The organism is Rhodoblastus sp. (assembly GCF_052145335.1).
Taxonomy (GTDB): Bacteria; Pseudomonadota; Alphaproteobacteria; order Rhizobiales; family Beijerinckiaceae; genus Rhodoblastus.
Genome location: NZ_JBKQOU010000164.1, coordinates 1 through 4117 on the forward strand (window position 1 = coordinate 1; position 4117 = coordinate 4117).

Below are 4117 nucleotides of genomic sequence, written 5' to 3' on the forward strand. Positions count from 1 at the left end.
AAAATTGCAAAACTCTCAATTCTCCGCGCTAAAATCCGGCTCTACCGGGAGTATGGCGTCAAGCGGCAGACTGATAGGAACCTGTCCGCCCATTATTTCCAGCAAGACACGGACGCGCTGGGAGGAGCCAAACTCCTGCAGAACGCCCAATTGTTCGGAAAAGGGGCCCGACGCCAGGCGTACCCGCTCGCCAATCCGCAAGGGAGGCACGAAGCACAATGCCCCGTCCTTCGCTGTCGATTCAATCAGCGTCTCAACGACGCCAGCTCTCACTGGCGATGGCCGCTCCCCCGCCATGATCAGGCTTGTGACCCCTATGGTGCCATTCACTTTATGCCAAGGATCCCGATTCAGGTCGAGAACCACGAACAAATAGCCGGGAAACAGCGGCGCCCGTATTTTCTGAAGCTTGCGGGCGTGGCTGACCGTTTTTGAGTATAGCGGAATGAACGTGCGGAATTGCTGGTTTTCGAGCTGCCTTTTCGCTTCTGCTTCGCGATTGGGGCGCGTTTGCACGACGTACCACCGATCGTTTCGACCTGAGACGCCGGTGTTGTCTTGTTTCACCCGCTCTGTTGGTCCAGGGTTCGTATGTTTTAGCTGCGCTGTCATATACCGCCTCGATATGCCGGGAACTTGCTGGTCGCCATTGGCTATTCAGGGCAAAATAGCGACCCGCATGATCAGTGTGGCCAATTCTGTCTGGCGACGCGTTTGCGTCTTGGAAAAAATCGATGCGAGTTGACAGCGGATGGTCGCGACGCTGACGCCAAGATCGCGTGCAATTTCCGCTGGCGTTTCCCCAAAGGGAATCCTGATGGCGAGCTTCGCTTCCGCTCCCGTCAGCCCGAAGATCCGGCGCAACGTCTCGGGGTTGGGCTGCGGCCTTCCGTCAAAATCGGCGAGAACGACGACGAAATAGCCGGGCCGGTCGGGGCCGCGAGAAAGCGGAATTCGCTGCACCATGAGCGGACGCTCGCCGTCGCATGGAAGTGTCCGCCAGGCTTCGGTGTCGCTTGGATACCAGGGTGTCGCGCGCTCAGGCAGGCGGCGGGTGGCGCTGCGAAGCCAGTCCTCTTCGGACTGCTGGGAGCCGCGCCCCAGCTTCTGCCGGAGCAAATTCCGCGCCGTGGCGTTGATCTTCAAAATGCAGTCGGTATCGTCAACCAATATGGCGCCATAACCCAGCCGCTCAACGGTATCGATCATCGCCTGGCCCAAGGACAGAAATGTGTCCAACCCCAGCGTCGGCGCCGACACCGGCAACTCACGCAAATTTGTACGAACGTCTTTCCACGGAGCGAATAGATCCCCTCTGTTCATTGACAATTCCCCCGCAGGCTCAGCGCACCGTAAAAATGCGCTTGCAATCCAGGCTCCGCTCGATTGGTCGAACGTTTCATGGAGCAATCATATGGGTGGAACCGAAACCGTGGATCATGCGCAATCGGCGTTCGCCGCCGCCAGCAGGAGTAATTGCTTGCCTGAAAGACGTAGGGCGCTGGAGCCCAAAAACGATTGTTTCCACCAATAGAGGCCAGGTGGCGTGGAGCGTGAGAAAGATCACGGCAGGCTCGACATCGGCCGAGCTGCGATCCGCGTCATCGCGGTCGCCCGCGCCAAATTGCGCACCCAGTATTGCAACTCGTTAAAAAGCCACAACTCACTCAAATCGCCTACCTATTTTTAGCAACTCTTTCACGCAGCCCCACGACAGACTTGCATGGGCGTGTATTAGTCGACGTTCTTCGTGAGCAGTCATTCCGGCATCCAACTTAGCCGACAAAGATGCGGCTAATTCACCTGAAGGATGCGGTCGTTTTTGATCCGTGGCAACTTAAGTTCGAGTTTGCGAAAGAATAGCGCTCCGGGACAGGCGATTCACCCGGAGTGCGGTAGCTCGCCGCAATCGTCGCGCCGATGAAAGCAAGATCGAATGGACGTCGCCAGTAACTCTCAAACCGAATCCATGCGCGAAGCGATGGCTGAATGCGCAGGCGGCGTGTGTGTGGTCACCGTCGGCTCCGGCCTTGAACGTCATGGACTGACGGTTTCGAGCATGACGTCCGTGTCGCTCAGCCCCCCTACCCTGTTGTTTTGTCTCAACCGCCAATCGTCTGCATGGCCATTGCTGGAGCGGACGCGGTGCTTTGCGGTGAACGTGCTGGCGGTCCACCATTCGGTCGTCGCCGATCGTTTTGCCGGCCGGCTCGACCGGCGCGGCGCGGACCGGTTCGAAGGCGCGGATTGGCGGACGCTGCAGACCGGCGCACCGGTCCTGAGCGACGCCGTCGCGGTCTTCGATTGCATGGTCGAGCAAATTGTCGAGCAATATTCGCATTTCGTGGTCTTCGGACGGGTCTGCGCAAGCCTGGCGTCGTCGAATCCATGCGGCCCGCTGCTGTATTGGCGGCGCAATTATCGAGAGCTGTTTCATCCATCCGCCGCCAGAAATGACGCGGATAGCCTGCGTTACGCCCTCGATTGGCAATGAAGACTTCGGCAATAGATAAGGCAGAAAGCAACGCAATGCATTTTCTGAGCGATAATGCGGCCGGCGCCAGCAGCAAGATAATGGCTGCAGTCGTCGAAGCATGCGCAGGAACATCCCATCCATACGGCGCCGATCAGGAAACCCGACAAGCTGTCGACTTGCTGCGCCAGACATTCGAATGCGACCTGTCGGCCTATCTGGTGACAACCGGCACCGCAGCCAACGCACTGGCGCTCGGCGCCGCCACAACGGCATGGGGCGCCATATTGTGCCATGAACGCGCTCATGTGATGTCCGAAGAATGCGGCGCGCCGGAAATGTTCACTGGGGGCGCCAAGTTGCTGGGGCTTCCCGGCGAACGAGGCAAGGTTTCCGTCGCGGCTCTGGCCGAGCGGCTTACCAGACTTAAAGCCGGGCCAGGCCAGAGTTCGCGCCCAAGGGTCCTGTCTCTCGCCCAGGCCAACGAATTTGGCGCCGTTTACACAGTCCAGGAACTTCAGGCGCTGACGTCCCGCGCGCACGCGGAAGGCATGACCGTTCATATGGACGGAGCGCGTTTCGCCAACGCCGCGGCGGCCCTGAACAAGGCGCCGGCGGAATTGACCTGGAAAGCGGGCGTCGACGTCCTGTCGTTCGGCGTCTCGAAAAATGGCGGCATAGCTTGCGAAGCGGTGATCTTTTTCGACTCTGCTCTCGCTCTGGAGTTCCAGAGACAGCGAAAGAGAGCGGGCCACAGCCTGGCGAAGGGGCGGTTTCTTGGCGCGCAAATGGTTGCCTATCTCCAGGACAGGCATTGGCTTGAATCGGCGACCCGCGCGAACCAGCAGGCGGCTCGGCTTGCCGCCGGACTTTCCCGGGCGCCGGGCGTGCGCTTGCCATGGGCGCGCGACGTCAACCTTGTGTTCGCAATCATTCCGCGCAGGCTGAACCAGAAATGGCGCGATCTGGGCGCCGAATATTACGAGTGGCCGCATCAAGGGCTTGGATTGGCGCTTGCCCCGGATGAAGTTTTCGTGCGGCTCGCGACCTCCTTTGCAACCACTCCGGATGAGGTCGACGGCTTCGTCGCCGTCGCCATGACCAACGCAGCCGGCAATGGGCGCAGAAACACGGACTGGCGCGCGGACCGCGCTTCCGAGCGAAGCTTGAAAAATGGGGCAATCCAATGAACGTTACCGCTGTAAAGGTCACCGCCGCCGTCGCCACCCGCGTCGAATGTGAAGGGACGCTCGACAAGCGCGCTCATGCATGCGCCGCCATTGCGGAATCCAACGCCGATAGCGTCGATTTCGAGGCGCGCTTTCCCTCGGAGGCTTTCGAGGCGATCCGTGCGCAGCGGCTGCTCGGCGTGATGATACCCAAGGACCTCGGCGGCGATGGCGCGTCGATCAGCGAGGTCGCCGATATATGCTATCAACTCGGCCGCGCCTGTTCTTCGACCGGCATGATCTATGCGATGCATCAGACCAAGCTCGCCTGCCTGGTCCGCCACGGGACGAGCGCCGAATGGCATCGTCACGTCTTGGAGGAGGTGGCCGAAAAGCAGCTGTTGCTGGCGTCCTCCACGACCGAGGGACAACGCGGCGGCAACATCCGGTCCAGCGACGCCGCTATCCAGCGCAA

Annotated in this window: 5 protein-coding genes; 3 read left to right on the plus strand and 2 right to left on the minus strand. The window is 60.1% G+C overall.

Annotated elements, in window-relative coordinates; translation table 11 throughout:
- Nucleotides 1–15: 15 nt before the first annotated feature.
- Both nusG and ACLP2E_RS11035 read right to left on the minus strand, forming a co-directional pair.
- Nucleotides 16–612: a transcription termination/antitermination protein NusG gene (gene nusG / locus ACLP2E_RS11030; RefSeq protein ID WP_442465946.1), complete on the minus strand. Its 597-nt coding sequence runs from the start codon at nt 610–612 to the stop codon at nt 16–18.
- A 45-nt stretch (nt 613–657) separates the two neighbouring features.
- Nucleotides 658–1209 carry a helix-turn-helix transcriptional regulator gene (locus ACLP2E_RS11035; RefSeq protein WP_442465947.1) on the minus strand — a complete coding sequence of 184 codons (552 nt, stop codon included), beginning with the start codon at nt 1207–1209 and terminating at the stop codon, nt 658–660.
- Nucleotides 1210–1981: 772 nt separating this feature from the next.
- On the opposite strand from ACLP2E_RS11035, the gene ACLP2E_RS11040 reads away from it, so the two are divergent.
- From ACLP2E_RS11040 to ACLP2E_RS11050, 3 genes are all read left to right on the plus strand, one after another.
- Entirely contained in the window at nt 1982–2494 is a 513-nt protein-coding gene (locus ACLP2E_RS11040) for a flavin reductase family protein (protein ID WP_442463726.1), read from the plus strand.
- Nucleotides 2495–2529: 35 nt separating this feature from the next.
- Complete coding sequence (locus ACLP2E_RS11045; RefSeq protein ID WP_442465948.1) at nt 2530–3663, plus strand: threonine aldolase family protein; 1134 nt, start codon at nt 2530–2532, stop codon at nt 3661–3663.
- Nucleotides 3660–4117 (plus strand): acyl-CoA dehydrogenase family protein (locus tag ACLP2E_RS11050; RefSeq protein ID WP_442465949.1); only part of this gene is annotated, 458 nt, incomplete at its 3' end. The genes ACLP2E_RS11045 and ACLP2E_RS11050, both read left to right, overlap by 4 nt.

Coding starts and splice junctions, on each gene's coding strand:
- ACLP2E_RS11045 (WP_442465948.1), top strand. CDS start 2,530: ATGCATTTTCTGAGCGATAATGCGGCCGGCGCCAGCAGCAAGATAATG.
- nusG (WP_442465946.1), bottom strand. CDS start 612: ATGACAGCGCAGCTAAAACATACGAACCCTGGACCAACAGAGCGGGTG.
- ACLP2E_RS11040 (WP_442463726.1), top strand. CDS start 1,982: ATGGCTGAATGCGCAGGCGGCGTGTGTGTGGTCACCGTCGGCTCCGGC.
- ACLP2E_RS11035 (WP_442465947.1), bottom strand. CDS start 1,209: ATGATCGATACCGTTGAGCGGCTGGGTTATGGCGCCATATTGGTTGAC.